The 17,641-nt window shown below is 39.5% G+C and carries 14 protein-coding genes and 1 pseudogene; 7 read left to right on the top strand and 8 right to left on the bottom strand.

Features of this window, described 5'->3' with window-relative positions:
• Positions 1-7 precede the first annotated feature (7 nt).
• From nit1 to E3U36_RS09530, 8 genes are all read right to left on the bottom strand, one after another.
• Entirely contained in the window at positions 8-865 is an 858-nt protein-coding gene (gene nit1 / locus E3U36_RS09495) for a deaminated glutathione amidase (protein ID WP_180816362.1), read from the bottom strand.
• Positions 855-4,676, bottom strand: a complete 3,822-nt coding sequence (gene yhdP / locus E3U36_RS09500; RefSeq protein ID WP_180816363.1) for an AsmA2 domain-containing protein YhdP — start codon at positions 4,674-4,676, stop codon at positions 855-857. The genes nit1 and yhdP overlap by 11 nt, the downstream gene beginning before the upstream one ends.
• Positions 4,677-4,730: 54 nt before the next feature.
• Complete coding sequence (gene rng / locus E3U36_RS09505) at positions 4,731-6,200, bottom strand: ribonuclease G (RefSeq protein ID WP_180817614.1); 1,470 nt, start codon at positions 6,198-6,200, stop codon at positions 4,731-4,733.
• Complete coding sequence (locus tag E3U36_RS09510; protein ID WP_180816364.1) at positions 6,190-6,786, bottom strand: Maf family protein; 597 nt, start codon at positions 6,784-6,786, stop codon at positions 6,190-6,192. The genes rng and E3U36_RS09510 overlap by 11 nt, the downstream gene beginning before the upstream one ends.
• A 42-nt stretch (positions 6,787-6,828) precedes the next feature.
• Positions 6,829-7,317, bottom strand: coding sequence for a rod shape-determining protein MreD (gene mreD, locus E3U36_RS09515; protein WP_180816365.1), 489 nt, complete (start codon positions 7,315-7,317; stop codon positions 6,829-6,831).
• A 42-nt stretch (positions 7,318-7,359) separates the two neighbouring features.
• Positions 7,360-8,349: a rod shape-determining protein MreC gene (mreC, locus tag E3U36_RS09520; RefSeq protein ID WP_180816366.1), complete on the bottom strand. Its 990-nt coding sequence runs from the start codon at positions 8,347-8,349 to the stop codon at positions 7,360-7,362.
• Positions 8,350-8,452: 103 nt separating this feature from the next.
• Entirely contained in the window at positions 8,453-9,496 is a 1,044-nt protein-coding gene (mreB, locus tag E3U36_RS09525; RefSeq protein ID WP_180817615.1) for a rod shape-determining protein MreB, read from the bottom strand.
• 732 nt (positions 9,497-10,228) lie between these two features.
• Entirely contained in the window at positions 10,229-11,152 is a 924-nt protein-coding gene (locus E3U36_RS09530) for an IS5 family transposase (RefSeq protein ID WP_180816367.1), read from the bottom strand.
• Between the two features lie 29 nt (positions 11,153-11,181).
• Here E3U36_RS09530 and acuI point away from each other — a divergent pair.
• The 7 genes and pseudogenes from acuI (at position 11,182) to prmA (ending at position 17,428) form a co-directional block, all read left to right on the top strand.
• A pseudogene (acuI, locus tag E3U36_RS09535) lies at positions 11,182-12,157 on the top strand (acrylyl-CoA reductase (NADPH)).
• A 206-nt stretch (positions 12,158-12,363) separates the two neighbouring features.
• Entirely contained in the window at positions 12,364-12,861 is a 498-nt protein-coding gene (gene aroQ, locus E3U36_RS09540) for a type II 3-dehydroquinate dehydratase (RefSeq protein ID WP_180816368.1), read from the top strand.
• Between the two features lie 17 nt (positions 12,862-12,878).
• Positions 12,879-13,349, top strand: coding sequence for an acetyl-CoA carboxylase biotin carboxyl carrier protein (accB, locus tag E3U36_RS09545; RefSeq protein ID WP_180816369.1), 471 nt, complete (start codon positions 12,879-12,881; stop codon positions 13,347-13,349).
• A gap of 11 nt (positions 13,350-13,360) precedes the next feature.
• Complete coding sequence (accC, locus tag E3U36_RS09550; protein ID WP_180816370.1) at positions 13,361-14,707, top strand: acetyl-CoA carboxylase biotin carboxylase subunit; 1,347 nt, start codon at positions 13,361-13,363, stop codon at positions 14,705-14,707.
• Positions 14,708-14,833: 126 nt separating this feature from the next.
• The gene (locus tag E3U36_RS09555) at positions 14,834-15,076 is read left to right on the top strand and encodes a YhdT family protein (RefSeq protein ID WP_180816371.1); all 243 of its coding nucleotides are present in this window, start codon (positions 14,834-14,836) and stop codon (positions 15,074-15,076) included.
• Entirely contained in the window at positions 15,066-16,514 is a 1,449-nt protein-coding gene (panF, locus tag E3U36_RS09560; protein WP_180816372.1) for a sodium/pantothenate symporter, read from the top strand. The genes E3U36_RS09555 and panF overlap by 11 nt, the downstream gene beginning before the upstream one ends.
• A gap of 26 nt (positions 16,515-16,540) precedes the next feature.
• The gene (gene prmA, locus E3U36_RS09565; protein WP_180816373.1) at positions 16,541-17,428 is read left to right on the top strand and encodes a 50S ribosomal protein L11 methyltransferase; all 888 of its coding nucleotides are present in this window, start codon (positions 16,541-16,543) and stop codon (positions 17,426-17,428) included.
• Positions 17,429-17,641: the final 213 nt, after the last annotated feature.

Raw genomic sequence — 17,641 nt, forward strand, 5'->3', positions numbered from 1 at the left:
ACTCTTTCTATTTCGTTTTGTGTTCAATGAATGGCATCAAACTAGTACAGAAGCGATTATGCTTTACGACTTTCATCTGTTCACGGACACCAATCAGGCTTTCTTTAGCTTTATCAATATTAAGCGTTAATGCACTGACTGCATCTGCATTTTCTTGCAAAATATTGCCCCAGCTATCAATCACCATTGAGTGACCCCAAGTACGACGTTGACCATGCACGCCTATTTGTGCCGGCGCCAAAATCATACATTGATTTTCAATCGCGCGGGCTTTTAACAGTGGTTCCCAGTGAGCTTCACCAGTTAAACGTGTAAAAGCAGCCGGCACAGCAATGAGATCCGCCCCTTGCTTTCTTAATGCCTGAAACAGGCAGGGAAAACGTAAATCATAACAAATCGTCATTCCTAAACGGCCAACTGGCGTATCAACTACTGTAATATGTTCACCACGTTGATAAATTGACGATTCGTTATAAATACCTTGTTCATCATCAATTATATTCACATCAAACATGTGAATTTTGTCATAGCGAGCACGAATTGCACCGCTATCATCAAATAACAGACTACTACTCGTGATAAGCTCAGGATCTTCGCGGCTGATTAATGGCATAGAGCCCACCAATATCCATACTTGATAATGACGAGCCATTTCAGCAATTGCACCTTGTAAAGGACCTTCTCCCTGTAATTCAGCAAAATTACGGTAACTGATATTATCACTAAACAACAGTGCATTTTCCGGTGTTAAAACCAATTTCACACTATTTGGCAATTGTTTAATCTGCTGCTCTATCTGAGCAAGGTTATGTTTAGTATTTTTACCACTACACAATTGTAATAGTGCAATATTGTCACTTGTCATCCCGTTGATTCTCCTTCAATTGACGTAAAGTTTCATCAATTTTTGGTTGTTCCAGACTACCGGTAATTCGATAACGAATAACCGATATTTTACTCCATAATGGGCCCAATACTCTAGTTGCAGCAAACACTACCGCACCCGTAAGTGGATTAACGGCAAATGCCGTTGCAACACTTACCGTGGTTGCAATTTCAGGAGTAATAATAGCTTCTAAATTCATATCACGACGAACTAAATTAATTTTGCCATGTATTGTAATATCAGCCATTAAACCATCAATATAAAAATTATCAGTATTCAAGATGCCATTTTTTATATTGGCGTTACCCCGAATGGCATCAAACGCAAAGTCATCACTAAAGGTATCACTAAAATCCAATTGCAATTTACGTAAAAGTGCGTCAAAACTGATAAAACGCAACAACTGACCGGCTACACCACCACCCATCTGAGCAATTGCTCCCTTAGCTAATTTAAAACTCAGATTACCGTTCAAACTAGCAACATCAGGTTGCCATGGTACTGCGGCCCAATTTAAATCAAAATCAATTTTAAAAGGTGCCTGTTTAATCGGCACTAGTATGCCATAATAAGCAGCCAAATCATCAAATCGATTACCTTTTAATATCCCTTTTATCGTTGTACTGTTTTGCTGATCTGCATGCCATATACCAGAGATTTTCAAATCAGTGGAGCTATTTATTAACGATCCTTCTTTTAAAATGAGGGTTTGTCTATTGCGTATGACTTGTGCTTTTAGTTCACCTAGTTTATAGCCTGCAAGCCAACATTCTGAGCAATAAATATTCATATTTGGCCAAGCTGAAATATCATATCTTTGCGCAAGGTTATTTATTGCCACATAATTCTGCTGTTGGAATGAAGTTTCTGGATTAAAATAAAGATAGTTAATCTTAGCTTGCCAATCACCCTGCTTCGGAATACTTAAACTACCCTTCAAATTATCGCTATCTACAACAATTGTCGTTAATTCAGCGGTTTTATTAATGGTACATGCCATATTATTCCATTGCTGTTTAGCAAAAGTGATCTTTGGCAAGTTAACAATAGCGATATCGGGTATTACAAATGATTTACCATAACTTTGCGGTGCTAAATTTAATGAAGAAAATGAAGTCAAAAATGAAAGCCATTTCGGATCATTGATTTCAGGTAAGTTGATCATAACTAATGGACTGTCGGGCAGAACAACGCCTTTAGCTGTGTAAGGCTGAATGGCTACTTTTAGCAAACGAACTTGCTTTTCAGTAAATTGCCATTGGCTATTAAAGCTAACTTGCTTACCAACATCACCATAAATTTGTAATTGCCGGGTATCACCACTAGCACGAATTTGCATATCACCTAATTGCCTTACTTGCTTGCTATCCAAAGCAGGAAATTTGCTAGTAAGCTTATCTAATTTGCTATTCAGAGCAATGGATAAGGTTGGATTTTGCTTTAGTTGATTGGGCAATTGAATATTAACCTGTCCTTGCCAGGCTGTGCTACCTGCCAATTGACGCGTAATCGATTTAGGCAAAATAGCGATTTTTTTAGCTTGCCAATTACCGCCAACATTTACATTGATCTGGTAATTCTGTCGTTCATTAATGGTATTAAATGTTAAATTTATCGGTTGGCCAAACCATTCAGCTTGCAACTTTTCACTTTTCAAATCACCATTACGAAAATAAAAACGCCCCGTTAGCTGTTCCAGCTGACTATCAATAGCTGTGATATCGACATCATTATTCTTAAGATCAACTGGACCACTAGCAATCACACTACCACTATTTCTCTCTAACGGAATATCAAGCATCAATTTGCCACTAACGTTACCGCCTATTTTCACTGCATCTAATGCCTTGCCAATCGAACCTTCCATCGGGCTATGGATAAAATAATTATGGATCGCTTGTCCATCACCGGTAATATTAGATTTTATTAATAATTTAGATTGACTATAATCGGCAATATCTGCGCTAAGATCTACTGCTTTAGCATCACCTAATTTTACACTAGGCGCCGACATCCAAAGTCCATTACGTTCAAAATTAAGATCGATATCCAAATCAAAAATTGTCGGCCAATCAGTTTGATACTTAAAAGTCGCATCTCGTAGCGGTACAACAACTTGAAATTGTCCATTCTTCTTTTTAAAAGGAAAATTAGCCGGATCACCGTGAAAAACCATCGTGGCGGCATCAACATGACCGCTAATAATTGCTTTCGTCAGATAATCAGATAAATCTTTACCCATTAACGTGGTGGGAAAATAACGCCATGCATCACCAGCATCGGTCAATTTTGCGCCAGCCAAAATACTTAATATAGGTGGCTGATCTTTTGCTGTCTGATAACGAAAATCGCCGGTTGTCGATAGCGATTTTGCTTGCAGCATTAGATCCTCACTCCAAATCTGGCGTGATTGGCCTTCTTCCGACCAAAAAATGGTTCCCTGTCCGGCAGAAATTTCCAATGGCACTTTAAACATTGGTGCATATTCGATAAAACTATTATTTAAGTTAAATGAGCATCTTCCACTTTGCTGACTACCTCGCAATGAACCACTAAAATGGCTAACTGAAGGTATATCTTTCCAGCGTATCCAGCTAATATCTTGCCAGGTGGCATCAATGAGTGCTTTCTCTGGCTTACCCGGCGTAATATCCAATGCCAGTGCGACGAGTTGACCTTTTGGCTGACGTTTTTGCCAATCACTAATAAATTCAGGCGTGAAAAAAGAGAAAATAGGGATAATAGTTCTTAATCGCTCTAATTGAATATTATTAATCCGTATACGCCAATGATTTTCATCTGCTTTTGATTGTGGTAAATAGAGTAGAGAACTTTGACCTTCAAGCCATTGTTGTTGATCAGTTTTTAAATGTTGTAGCTGTGGAATATTAAATAACCAACCATTCTCTTGACGATGCAGGGTCAGCAATAAATCATCAACAGCCAGCTGATGCTCTTGTCCATCAACCTGCCAATTTGCCTGTCCTTGATGCAACTGTAATTGCCCACCTTCGATACGACTATCTTTGATAGTAATCCAGCTAGAAAGACTAAATACTGCATTCTGTAATCCAGTATTATCACGTAACCAACGACTTAACCAAGGGCGCAAATTTACATTATCTGCCTGTAAGTAAACCGTGCCGCTATTAATCACACCATTTTTATTACGAAGATTGAGTTTAATTTGAATGGCATCCTGATCTTGCTGCTGTTCAAAATTATCAAGGCTGATAAATCCTTGTGCTCGATGATATTCATTTTGATTTAACCAGGTCAGTTCAGGGATCTTTAAGGTCTTTTTTTCTGCCGACGGCGTCAGAAAAGTGATACGGCTTTCTTTTAAGGTAAAATAATCAAATTGCTGTAAAAACAATTCATCTAAAGCATCTAAATCAAAATGACTAAAATCGCCTTCACTGACAAATTCAAGTGGTTTATAACAATCTGCATTTAATTGATAGAAAATAATATCCCGAAAACGGAGATGTAAAGAAAAGAGTGAACGCCATATATCAAGTGAAAATTTTATTTTCTTTACCTGAATATTCACTTTTTTCGTGCTGACACTGACATCAGAAAACGTTAATACTGGTCCAAAAGAGACCCATTCACCTTCAATATGACCAATTTTAAACGGTATTCCTGTTAATGATTGCAGCTGTCCTTCAAGTTGATTGCGATATTCATTAATTTGTGGAAGAAAAAGACGTAGTACAATAATGGCCAATGCCATAATAAGTACTATTATTGCGCTTATGGCTACCAATACCTTAGGTAGTCGTTTCACCCATCTCTCCTTCCAAAAGAAGTTACTACAATGGCAATCTAACCACTATCATAACTACATCATAACGACATCAAACTGTTCCTGACTATACAGTGACTCAATTTGGACTTTGACAGATTTGCCAACAAAAATTTCTACTTCGGCCAATATATGAGATTCATCACCATTTAATGCTTCAACAACTGCCGCTGAAGCATAGACTAAGAAACGATTGGCATCGATAGTACGATTTATACGAACAATTTCACGTAAAATTTCATAACAGACTGTTTCTACCGATTTTACTGTTCCTCTACCCTGGCAAGTCGGGCATTCATCACATAGAACATGTTCAAGGCTCTCACGTGTTCTTTTGCGTGTCATCTCGACCAATCCTAGTTGAGAAAAACCATTAATGGTGGTTTTAACCCGATCTTTTAATAATGATTGTTCCAACGATGCCAAAACACGACGACGATGCTCCGGATCAAGCATATCAATAAAATCGATAATAATAATACCGCCTAGGTTGCGTAACCTTAACTGCCTCGCTATAGCTTTTGACGCTTCAATATTGGTATTAAAAATGGTCTCTTCCAGATTACGGTGACCAACAAAAGCACCAGTATTAATATCAATAGTGGTCATTGCTTCAGTTTGATCAATAATTAGGTAACCACCTGATTTTAATTCAACTTTACGTTCTAAAGCACGTTGGATCTCTTTCTCAACATCATACAGATCTAATATTGGTAATGGTCCTTGATACAGTTCAAGTTTTACTGTCATTTCAGGCACATATTCATCAATAAAATCTTTTAATGAAATAAAAGTCAGGTTTGAATCAACACGGATCCGATCTAATGAAGCACCGGCAAAATCACGAATGATACGATTTGCCAAAGCCAGTTCACGATAAATCTGCATACGGGACTTATGACGTTTTTTACGTTCAACAATTTTAGCCCATAAACGCTTCAAGAAAGCGGCATCTTGAGCCAGTTCATCATCACCGATCCCTTCTGCCGCAGTACGAATAATGAAGCCACCATGCTCATCACAAAATAGCTCAATAATATTTTTCAAACGTTCTCGTTCTTCTTCACCTTCAATGCGTTGGGAAACGCCGACATGAGAAGCGCCCGGCATAAAAACCAGATAACGGGATGGTAATGTGATATCAGTTGTTAAACGAGCCCCTTTTGTTCCTAGCGGATCTTTAACCACCTGTACCATAATATCTTGCCCTTGCCGAACCAATTCGCCGATATCACGTACATGAAAGTTTTTTTGTTCGTCGCCGGCAATGCATTCGGTATGAGGCATAATATCTGAGGCATGAAGAAAAGCGGACTTTTCCAAGCCAATATCAACAAAGGCCGCCTGCATACCGGGCAAGACTCGACTCACACGACCTTTGTAAATATTACCTACAATGCCTCTTTTAGCTTCACGCTCAATATGAATTTCGTGTAACACGCCACCATCAATATAAGCCACCCGTGTTTCAGAGGGGGTTACATTGACTAATAGTTCAGCTACCATAGCTCTCATTCCTATTATTTAACGCCAGAAACTTGGTCAATAATTCATCTGTTTCAACTAACGGTAACCCTACTACAGCGTGATAACTTCCGACAATCCGCTTAACAAAACAGCCACCTTTACCATGGATAGCATAAGCTCCTGCCTTGTCCATCTGCTCACCCGACAAGATATATTGATCGATTTCTTTATTTGTTAATTGCCGCAATGTCACTTTGGTGACAATTAAATCATGCAATGTATTTCGCTTATCTGAGAACGCGATTGCAGTCATCACCTGGTGTTTTTTACCTGAAAGTTGTCTTAATATATGCGCAGCATGGTTTTCATCTTTAGGCTTACCAAAAATATTTCCGTCACTTACGACAATAGTATCCGCACCTAACACTGGGTAGGGTTTTTCTGCCATATCAACACCCGCCTGAGATTTTTCACATGCTAAGCGAATAACATACTCACAGGCTGTCTCTCCTTCGTAACATAATTCAGATATATCAGGGAGAATAATGTCAAATAACCATCCTAGCTGCTCAATTAACTTACGCCTTCTTGGCGAAGCTGACGCTAAATAAATTCTATTTACCATAGAAAAAACTCTCAGAAACAATATACACTTGGCTGCCCATTTTTAACGAACTAAAAACTGACGTCGAACTTTGCGCAATAATAAAAACATCCAAGGCCACAAGATGGCATTAATCAAACAATTCCAGAATACTTCGGGATGAAATAATACTAGAGAGGAAAGAAACTCCGCCCAGAAGATCGTAAAATTCATAACCACTGATAATCCAGCAATAACAAGGGATTGTTGCCACAGTGCCATATTACGAAGAAGCTGATGTTTATACGATACCAAATAACAAATCATACTATAAGCTAATGCATGTACAGCAAGAGCTGAACCTTGGATCAGATCCATAAAGATCCCCAAAAAAAATCCTGTGCCTACACTAACTCGATGCGGCAAAGCCATAACCCAATAAATTAAAATTAATGCTAACCATGTGGGGCGATAATAAAGAAACTGCTCAGGCCAGGGCACTTGCTCTAGGATTATTGCAATTAAACAGGACAGCCAAATGATCCACCGCCCATTTCCACGGTATTGATCCATTTTATGTTTCCTTTAGTTGCCTTGATTTCACGGTAGCAATTCCTACTGAGCGACCAAAGGAGGTTGCTCGACATTTTTTTTCATTTCTGTTGACGGTAGCTGTGGCCCTTGAAGCTCGTTTGGGCCAGGAAACACCTGGGGCAGAATCTTCATTAAACGTTCATTTGCTGCGCGATATACTTCTGATGGAGGTAAAGGATGAGAAGGATCGCTAGAGTTTCCCCATAGCAATAAAAGATAGCGTAGTCTTTGTAAATCTGCGGTAGGCCGAGCATGGATAATCGTATAAGCGCGCTGGGTATCATGTCTTACGGAAGAAACAGTCGCAACTGGGTAACCTTCAGGAAAACGCCCGCCTAAACCAGAAGTAACTATTACATCACCAATACGTATATCAATATTATCTGGTAAAGGTTCAAGTTGAAGATCATCACTACATCCTGTACCCACTGCAATAACCCGAATATCATTACGTAATACTTGTATAGGTAATGCATGCGTTGTGTCGCAAATCAGTAAAACACGACTATTAAACTGGCTCACTGAGATAACCTGTCCAACAACACCTTTATCACTAATAACAGGCTGGCCTTCATAAACACCATCATGTAAACCTTTATCAATCACAATTTGATCTCGATAAGGTGTATTCGCACCTGAAAGCGCTTGAGTAACCATCATGTGTTCATCCTGACGTAGAGGTGAACCCAATAGCTCACGTAATCTAGCATTTTCCTGTTTAAGTTGTCCAAGTAATAAATTATCTGCTTTTTTTAATAAAACCTCTTTCTTCAATGCTTTATTTTCAAAAAGAAGTTGATCTCTTCTCGCCAATGCATCTGAAATATTATCAAGCAGGTCTCGCGGACCATTTACCAAAAAATAAAAAGGACTAACAGCCGTATCTAAATAACTACGTATTTTATTAAAAGTATCAAATTGACGATCAAAAGCAACCAACGCGATTGCAACAACGATCGCAATAATAATACGTAATTGTAGGGATGGCCCTCGACTAAAGATCGGCTTCATGAGTTATTTTGATAAAAAATAAATAAACGTTAAACATTAACATCGCTATACATAAATTAAGGAGGAGCGCCATCCTTAAGTTCCTCCTTCTATTGGTTAACGTCTAGTCATCACTAAACAGATCACCACCATGCATGTCGATCATTTCCAATGCCTTACCACCACCACGTGCAACACAAGTTAGCGGATCTTCAGCAACAATAACGGGAATGCCTGTTTCTTCCATTAATAGACGATCTAAATTACGCAACAACGCGCCACCACCAGTTAACACCATACCTCGTTCAGAGATATCAGAAGCTAATTCTGGTGGACATTGTTCCAAGGCCAACATAACGGCACTAACAATACCGGTTAAAGGCTCCTGTAATGCCTCAAGTATCTCATTAGAATTAAGTGTAAAACCACGTGGTAAGCCTTCAGCCAAATTACGCCCGCGCACTTCAATTTCGTAAACTTGATCTGTAGGATAGGCCGAACCGATTTCATGTTTAATCCGCTCAGCAGTAGCTTCACCGATTAATGAACCATAATTGCGACGAACATAATTAATGATCGCTTCATCAAACCGGTCACCGCCGATACGTACCGATGACGAATAAACAACACCATTTAATGAAATAACAGCAACTTCTGTCGTTCCACCACCAATATCAACCACCATTGAACCCGTTGCTTCGGAAACAGGCAAACCAGCACCAATTGCCGCCGACATGGGTTCTTCAATTAAGAAAACCTCACGAGCGCCAGCACTAAGCGCCGACTCTCGGATTGCACGACGTTCTACCTGGGTCGCACCAACAGGTACACAAACTAAGACGCGTGGACTTGGACGCATAAAGCTATTGCTATGAACTTGTTTGATAAAATACTGTAACATTTTTTCAGTAACATAAAAATCAGCAATCACGCCATCTTTCATTGGACGAATAGCCGCGATATTACCTGGCGTCCGGCCTAGCATCTGTTTTGCTTCATGACCTACAGCAGCAACGCTCTTAGGTGAGCCTGCGCGATCTTGACGAATAGCGACAACTGACGGTTCGTCTAACACAATACCTTGTCCTTTGACATAGATGAGAGTATTGGCGGTACCCAAATCAATAGACAAGTCGTTGGAAAACATGCCACGAATTTTTTTAAACATAACGAAAGGATAATCCTGCAAGCTGGAAACGAATGAAAATCCGTCTACTTTACCAACCACATGAAGCGACGACAAGGAGTTAATTAAATCGCTTCAATAAAAAGTGGCTAATTTTTTTACAATACAAAAAACCACTACTACTGCTTATTCTCTATAATCAATTACAGTATAAAGTCAACAATACCCTCATAAAAATCACTTAATTCATTTAATATAAAACTTTCTAACAAGAAAATTAACTATTTTAGATTAAAATATAACGCTGTATTAAGTTTATATGACGCTACATAATTATTAGTTGACATATGCTTCAAAGCAAGGTCAATTCGCTTTTTAATATTATATTAAAGTATAAAAGCCTGCCATGTTAATAAGTTATTAAAGTAGCAATAAAAAATAATTTAAATGTAAGTATTAATTCTGCACGTTATTATTTATTATAGAAAAAATTTTTTTTTACTACTAAAATAAACTAGTATTCTGCATGATAACGCCCTATTGACGCTAGTAAAAAAAACATATTTACAATTTATTTATTATTGAGACTTTATGCCCGCCGAAATAACGAAAATAACTTTATACTGCAGCATCCTTATACAAACATAAAGGCCACAAATTATGAAAGCCTTGCTATTAGAACAAGAAAATCAAGCATTAAAAGCCAGTATAAAATCGAGGCTTTGTTGAATAAATCAGAATTAGCCGACAGGATTGCTCCCTCTGCTACAGCTGTTATCCGATCCTGACGCTGTGTGGCATACCCAACAACGTCATACGGTTCAGCGCTTTGACCATCGCCATTGCTTCACCTACCTGAGCCTCATAGTCACGCAGCCTCAGATGGCCACCCAGCAAAGTTTTTATGCGGAACATCGCTGTTTCTGCCACTGAACGCCGGTGATAACCTACTTTCTTTTTCCACATATCATTACTCCTACTCAGACGCTGATTCGCCACCGCATAGTTACGTTCATGGTACTTGTCCGGCCAGTATTTCGCTCCGCTTCGCGGCGGGATAAGGGGCCTGATTTTCTTTCTTAGCAACGCGTCGTGGCAGTAACAGGCGTCATAAGCACCGTCTGCTAACACTTCCCTGATTTTCCGGTGGTTTTGGTTAATCAGGCCCGGCAGTGCCTGCGCATCTGTCGTTCCGCTGAGCGATAAGTCGGCACAGATAATCTCATGAGTCACACTGTCTGCTGCCAGATGAAGCTTGCGCCACACTCTTCGTCTGTCAGCCCCATGCTGCCTGACTTTCCTTTCACCTTCGCCAAAGACCTTCAGACCGGTACTGTCGATGACCAGATGCGAGATTTCACCACGCGTTGGCGTTTTTATGCTGATGTTGACGCTCTTTGCTCGTCTGCTGACCAGCGAGTAGTCCGGACAGCACAGCGGCAAAGACATGAGTTTAAAAATCGAATCAACGAAGCCCTGTAATGCCCGGAGCGACAGGTTAAACACACGCTTCATCATCAGGACAGTGGTAACAGCCATATCGCTGTAGTAAAGCGGCCGGCCACGACCTTCAGGCGAAGAACTGTCAGTCCATCCAGCGATGGCCGACTCATCAAGCCAGACCGTCAGGGAACCGCGTTGTCTGAGTGCCTTGTTGTACGCGGGCCAGTTGGTAATTTTAAACTTTTGCTTTGCCATGGGGACCTGATGTTGAAACGAATTTAGCGATCAGCTCCGCCAATCACCTAAAAGTTCGATTTATTCAACAAAGCCTAAAATCGATCGATGACACACTTTTACACTCTGATGACGTTACCGTAGATATTTATTGGTCTACACTAAACTACAAAGATGCTTTAGCTATTACTGGTAAAGGAAAAATTATCCGCCAATTCCCGATGGTACCAGGCATCGATTTTGCTGGTATCATTAAGTCTTCAACAGATGCAAAATTTCAAGTCGGCCAACAAGTTTTACTGACCGGTTGGGGTGTTGGTGAAAACCATTGGGGGGGGATTAGCAGAACAAGCGCGTGTACCAGCCAAATGGTTAACAGCTATTCCTGACAAAATGACTATGCGACAAGCGATGATAATCGGCACCGCTGGTTTTACCGCTATGCTCTGTATAATGGCGTTGGAAGCAAACGGCGTAACCATTGATAAAGGCAACATTGTTGTGACAGGAGCCAGTGGTGGTGTAGGTAGTACCGCAATTCATCTGCTGGATAAACTTGGTTATTCCGTCACAGCAGTAACTGGTCGGGAGAGTAATATCGATTACTTAAAAGCACTTGGCGCTAAACAAGTGCTGCTACGTAAAGAGTTTACTACCATACCTCATCCTTTAGAAAAGCAACGTTGGGCAGGAGCTATTGATACCGTTGGCGGCAATATATTAGCAACCGTTATTTCACAAATGTGCTATTCAGGTACAATAGCAGCATGTGGTCTGGCCGCTGATATTATGTTATCGACAACAGTGATGCCTTTTATTCTGCGTAATGTACGACTACAAGGGATAGACTCGGTGATGGTTCCAACGATCAAACGCCCACAGATATGGCAACGGTTAGCCAATTTATTACCCGATAGTTTTTATCAATTAACAACCACAGAGATCCCGTTAGAAAAAGTGATTGATTATGCCGATAAATTAATCAATAACCAAATCACTGGCCGGACACTGGTAAAAATACGTTAAATTTTTCGAGCCAATCTTGCTGATTAGACTAAAATTTTGCTGCTAATTGCTATGAAATGTTTATAATATCGCTCTCTGTCGTCAAAATAAACGTTTTCATTATGAGAAAAAGATGACAAACTATTAGCATAAAGTTATGTTGTCTAATTATCAATTATCAATTATCAATTATCAATTATCAATTATCAGTCGGAGATACCCGCAAAATGGCAAAAGATTTCCACATTTTGCTGCTAAATGGCCCAAATTTAAATATGCTGGGGACGAGAGAACCACTATTCTATGGTGCTCTTACACTTCAGGATATTGTTCACCAAACGAACCAAAAAGCAAAACAATTAGGAGTTAAATTAAGTCATTTTCAATCTAATGCGGAACATGAGCTTATTAATGAAATCCATCAAGCTCAAGGAAAAATCGACTTTATATTGATTAATCCGGCCGCATTAACGCATACTAGTGTGGCTTTACGCGATGCAATATTAAGCGTTGCTATTCCATTTTATGAGATCCACCTTACTAATATTTATGCACGTGAGCCATTCAGGCATAACTCCTATCTCTCCGATATTGCAAACGGTGTCATCTGTGGTTTCCGTGCTGCTGGTTATATTTTTGCATTAGAAGCTGCGGTTAAATTCTTATTAAATATCGAAGAATTAGCAACCATTGATGAATCCCAACCTAATAAATGTAAAGAATAAAAATACGGCATTAATTTATGGATATTCGTAAAATTAAAAAATTGATTGAGCTTGTTGAAGAATCTGGCATTTCTGAACTAGAAATTTCGGAAGGTGAAGAATCAGTGCGTATTAGCCGTACAATCGTGCAGAATTTACCGAATTTACAACAGTATATGGCAGCGCCAACCACGCATCAACCGGCTTTAGCAAACGCCATTGCACCTTCTCAAATTTTACCTGAAACAACAAATGATAAAAAAGCAGAGATCAGTGGTTATACTGTTCGCTCGCCAATGGTAGGTACCTTCTACCGAGCGCCAAGTCCAGAAGCAAAACCATTTGTTGAAGTCGGCCAAACGGTTAAGCTAGGGGATCCTCTATGTATTGTCGAAGCGATGAAAATGATGAATCAGATCGAAGCAGACAAAGCAGGTGTAGTTAAAGCAATTCTGCTGGAAAATGGAGAAGCGGTTGAATTTGACGAGCCATTGGTTATCATCGAATAACGAGGCATCCTATGCTTAAAAAAATTGTTATCGCCAACCGTGGCGAAATTGCTTTACGCATTTTACGTGCCTGTAAAGAACTAAAAATAAAAACCGTCGCCGTGTATTCTGCCGCCGATCGTGACTTAAAACATGTATTACTTGCTGATGAAACTGTCTGTATCGGGCCTGCCGCTTCAGCTGAAAGTTATCTTAATATTCCAACAATCATCTCGGCAGCAGAAATTACTGCTGCAGAAGCCATTCACCCTGGTTATGGTTTTCTATCTGAAAATGCCGACTTTGCCGAAAAAGTGGAACGTTCTGGTTTTATATTCATTGGTCCCAAACCAGAAACTATTCGACTCATGGGTGATAAAGTTTCTGCCATTGAGGCGATGAAAAAAGCCGGTGTTCCTTGTGTTCCTGGCTCAGACGGGCCTTTAGGAAATGAGATAAAAACCAATAAAACAATTGCTAATCGAATTGGCTACCCAGTTATTATTAAAGCATCTGGTGGCGGTGGTGGCCGCGGTATGCGCGTTGTTCGTAACGAAAATGAGCTAGAACAAGCCATTACCCTAACTGGCGCCGAAGCCAAAGCTGCCTTTAATAATAGTATGGTTTATATGGAGAAGTTCCTGGAAAATCCACGCCATATTGAAATTCAAGTACTTACTGACGGTCAAGGCAATGCGATTTATTTAGCCGAACGTGATTGCTCAATGCAACGTCGCCATCAAAAAGTGGTTGAAGAAGCGCCTGCACCAGGTATAAAAGTTGATATGCGTAAAAGCATTGGCGAGCGCTGTGCAAAAGCTTGTCTTGATATCGATTATCGCGGTGCCGGTACTTTTGAATTCCTTTATGAAAATGGCGAATTCTACTTTATTGAAATGAATACGCGTATTCAAGTTGAGCATCCTGTGACGGAAATGATCACTGGGGTTGATCTGATTAAAGAACAGTTAAGGATCGCTTCTGGCTTGCCGCTATCTATCAAACAAAAAGATGTTAAAATTCATGGGCATGCAATAGAGTGCCGAATTAATGCAGAAGATGCAAATACCTTCTTGCCAAGTCCGGGTAAAATTACTCGCCTCCATATTCCTGGTGGTTTTGGTATACGTTGGGAATCACACATTTATGCAGGTTACACCGTTCCATCCTACTATGACTCTATGATTGGTAAGCTGATCACATATGGTGAAACCCGGGAAATTGCTATCCTTCGGATGAAAAATGCCTTATCTGAATTAATTATTGATGGCATTAAAACTAACATAGAATTACAACAAAAAATTATGGATGACAGCAATTTTTTCAAAGGTGGTACCAATATCCATTACCTGGAAAAAAAACTCGCTTCACAGGAATAAACTTTTCTATTCACCTTTCATCACAATAGGGTACGGAATGTACCCTAATTTTTGATACTTTTTCTGAAGATAATCTTTAACTAATATACAAACCCTCAGATTAAATTTTTACTACCAGGAGAACCAATGGACAAACGTTTTCTTCAATCCAACAAAGAAGCTCGTTGGTCAGTTTTTCTTACTGTTGCTTATTTATGTAGTTGGATTATGACTGCCTACCTCCCCGGTGAGGAAATGGGAATAACAGGGATGCCATTATGGTTTGAACTTTCATGTTTATATTTACCTCTGATTTTTATTTTACTTTGTGTCTTAATGGTTAAATTCATTTTTAAACAAATGTCATTGGAAGATAAAGATGCAAATTGAAATTCTATTACCACTTATTGGTTATTTATTATTGGTTTGTTTACTGTCTATTTATGCTTATCATCGACGTCAAAAAGGCGAATTTTTGCATGAATATTTTCTAGGTAATCGCTCTATGGGTGGGGTTGTTTTGGCAATGACCATCACTGCTACCTACATCAGTGCTAGCTCTTTCATAGTTGGTCCTGGAGCAGCCTATAAATATGGCCTTGGCTGGGTGCTACTTGCCTTAATTCAAGTTCCGACTATTTGGTTGTCGCTTGGTGTACTAGGTAAAAAGTTTGCCATTTTGGCTCGTCGCTATAATGCGGTGACACTTAATGACATGCTGTATGCTCGTTTTCAAAGCCGTTTACTGGTATGGATTGCTAGCATTAGTTTACTCATCGCTTTCTTTGGTGCTATGACAGTTCAATTTATCGGCGGAGCTCGTCTACTTGAAACTGCGGCAAATATCCCCTATGAAATAGGATTATTAATATTTGGCATCACTATTGCGCTTTATACTGTGTTTGGTGGTTTTAGAGCCAGTGTCCTTAATGACACCTTAAAAGGCTTTGTTATGTTAGTAGGAACCATGATTCTGCTGGTTGCAACTATTCACAAGGCAGGCGGTCTCGCGGCGGCAACAGAGACACTAAAAACGATTGTTCAAAAACTAATCAGACCACAAGGTGCCGATAACATCTTTAGTATGCCCTTTATGTTTTCGTTCTGGATATTAGTTTGTTTTGGCGTTATTGGCTTACCACACACTGCTGTCCGCTGCATTTCTTATAAAAATAGCCAAGAGATGCACCGAGGGATCATCATCGGTACCATTGTGATGGCTATTTTAATGTTGGGAATGCATTTAGCAGGTGCATTAGGTCGAGCTATTTTACCGGATTTAACGATCCCAGATCAAGTCATCCCAACATTAATGATCACGGTTTTACCTCCATTCGCCGCAGGAATTTTCTTAGCCGCCCCAATGGCTGCCATTATGTCAACAATTAATTCACAATTACTCCAATCTTCAGCAACTATTATAAAAGATCTATATTTCAATATTGCACCAGAGGAGATAAAAAAAGAGAAAAAATTAACCTTGATCTCAAGTGCTTCTACCCTCCTTCTGGGTGCTTTATTACTATTAGCCGCCTGGCATCCACCACAAATGATTATTTGGTTAAATTTACTGGCTTTTGGTGGATTACAAGCGGTTTTTCTTTGGCCATTAATACTCGGACTATATTGGCAAAGAGCAAACCGTTTTGGTGCATTAAGTTCAATGATCCTCGGAGCCCTTTCTTACACATTATTGACCGCCTTTGATGTTAAATTTTTAAATTTTCACCCCATCGTACCCGCTCTATTATTGAGTTTGATTGCTTTTTTAATCGGTAATGTTGTTGGTGAGAAAAAATCATTATCTACATCCATAAAAACGAGCTAATAACCTACGATTTCAAGAGAATATTTATGCCTTGGATACAAATACGTCTGAATTCGACAGCCGAGCAGGCAGAAGCCTTAAGTGATATATTAACGGAAACCGGAGCGGTTTCTGTCACCTTTCAGTATAGCTACGACAACCCTGTTTTTGAACCCTTACCGGGTGAAACTCGCCTTTGGGGAGATACGGATGTTATTGGTCTATTTGATGCTGAAAACGATATGAAGCAGGTGATTAGCCAACTTGAAAATTACTCCTTATTGGGTAAAAATTTTGTTCATACAATTGAACAAATAGAAGACAAAGATTGGGAACGTGAATGGATGGATAATTTCCATCCTATGCGTTTTGGACATAAACTATGGATTTGCCCTAGCTGGCGTGATACGCCTGATCCCAATGCGGTTAATGTCATTTTGGATCCTGGTTTAGCGTTTGGTACCGGCACCCATCCTACTACATCACTCTGTTTAGAGTGGTTAGATGGCTTAAATTTGAAAAATAAGACAGTTATCGATTTTGGTTGTGGCTCAGGCATATTGGCCATTGCCGCGCTTAAACTAGGAGCCAAAAAAGCGATTGGTATTGATATCGATCCTCAAGCAATCCAAGCTAGCCATAACAACGCCGAACAAAATAGAGTCGCCGATAAATTAGTTCTGTATTTGGCGAAAGATCAGCCTGAAGATCGAAAAGCGGATATTGTTATTGCTAATATCTTAGCTGGCCCCTTACGCGAATTAGCTGGTGCAATCGGTGGATTAACTAATCCAAATGGCTTACTTGGACTGTCTGGAATCTTAGCCAGTCAGGCGGAAGCAGTTATAACCGCTTACCAACAACAATTTAATATTGAGCCGATAATAGAAAAAGAAGGATGGTGCCTAATAACCGGAATAAAAAAAGCGGATTAGCCATAAGCGAGGTTAGCGCATGCTAATGCGCTAACCCGACAATAAAAATTTTGCTAAAAATCTGCTGCTATAAAAAATCACAAAATTATCAAACTAATTACTTTTATTGTTTATACAAAATAATATTTTTCCAATAACCATCATAAAAATAGTGATCAAGGTTGATTTTTATACAATCAACAGAGATAATCTAACCTAACAAGGAATTTACGA

This window comes from Arsenophonus endosymbiont of Aphis craccivora (genome assembly GCF_013460135.1).
In the GTDB taxonomy this organism is placed as follows: Bacteria; Pseudomonadota; Gammaproteobacteria; order Enterobacterales; family Enterobacteriaceae; genus Arsenophonus; species Arsenophonus nilaparvatae.

What these genes read in the sequence shown, in the direction of transcription:
- nit1 (WP_180816362.1), bottom strand. Translation starts at nt 865, where the DNA reads ATGACAAGTGACAATATTGCACTATTACAATTGTGTAGTGGTAAAAAT.
- rng (WP_180817614.1), bottom strand. Translation starts at nt 6,200, where the DNA reads ATGGTAGCTGAACTATTAGTCAATGTAACCCCCTCTGAAACACGGGTG.
- E3U36_RS09510 (WP_180816364.1), bottom strand. Translation starts at nt 6,786, where the DNA reads ATGGTAAATAGAATTTATTTAGCGTCAGCTTCGCCAAGAAGGCGTAAG.
- mreD (WP_180816365.1), bottom strand. Translation starts at nt 7,317, where the DNA reads ATGGATCAATACCGTGGAAATGGGCGGTGGATCATTTGGCTGTCCTGT.
- mreC (WP_180816366.1), bottom strand. Translation starts at nt 8,349, where the DNA reads ATGAAGCCGATCTTTAGTCGAGGGCCATCCCTACAATTACGTATTATT.
- mreB (WP_180817615.1), bottom strand. Translation starts at nt 9,496, where the DNA reads ATGTTTAAAAAAATTCGTGGCATGTTTTCCAACGACTTGTCTATTGAT.
- E3U36_RS09530 (WP_180816367.1), bottom strand. Translation starts at nt 11,152, where the DNA reads ATGGCAAAGCAAAAGTTTAAAATTACCAACTGGCCCGCGTACAACAAG.
- aroQ (WP_180816368.1), top strand. Translation starts at nt 12,364, where the DNA reads ATGGCAAAAGATTTCCACATTTTGCTGCTAAATGGCCCAAATTTAAAT.
- accB (WP_180816369.1), top strand. Translation starts at nt 12,879, where the DNA reads ATGGATATTCGTAAAATTAAAAAATTGATTGAGCTTGTTGAAGAATCT.
- accC (WP_180816370.1), top strand. Translation starts at nt 13,361, where the DNA reads ATGCTTAAAAAAATTGTTATCGCCAACCGTGGCGAAATTGCTTTACGC.
- E3U36_RS09555 (WP_180816371.1), top strand. Translation starts at nt 14,834, where the DNA reads ATGGACAAACGTTTTCTTCAATCCAACAAAGAAGCTCGTTGGTCAGTT.
- panF (WP_180816372.1), top strand. Translation starts at nt 15,066, where the DNA reads ATGCAAATTGAAATTCTATTACCACTTATTGGTTATTTATTATTGGTT.
- prmA (WP_180816373.1), top strand. Translation starts at nt 16,541, where the DNA reads ATGCCTTGGATACAAATACGTCTGAATTCGACAGCCGAGCAGGCAGAA.